Consider the following 349-nt stretch of genomic DNA (forward strand, 5'->3'; position numbering starts at 1 on the left):
ATTAAATGACGGAAAAGTTTCAATGTCACTTCCTTGACTGTTCCTTGCCAGCCAGAATGTATGACACCGATGACACCACTACGTTCATTATAAAAAATAACAGGTACACAATCAGCAGTAAAAGTACAAAGCATTACATCTTGGTCAAATGTATAGAGTGCATCGGTATTGGCAATGGCTGTATCTTGCCTCAGCGCGCCTAAACCTTTATCTTCTACAGTTGCACGATAAAAATTAGCACTGTGTGTTTGTTGAGTACATATAAAATCATTGATATCACATTGCAACGAAGCTGCTAATTTCTTTCGATTGCTTAACACATCCTCAGTACTTGTGCAGACATGTAGAT

General features: G+C 38.1%; 1 protein-coding gene. It reads right to left on the reverse strand.

Going from position 1 to position 349, the window contains the following annotated elements; translation table 11 throughout:
* Positions 1-349, reverse strand: a 349-nt coding sequence (locus SB660_RS19355; RefSeq protein WP_410583857.1) for a laccase domain-containing protein, incomplete at both ends; no start/stop codon positions are given.

This window comes from Bacillus sp. SIMBA_005 (assembly GCF_046535585.1).
GTDB lineage: Bacteria > Bacillota > Bacilli > Bacillales > Bacillaceae > Bacillus > Bacillus pumilus.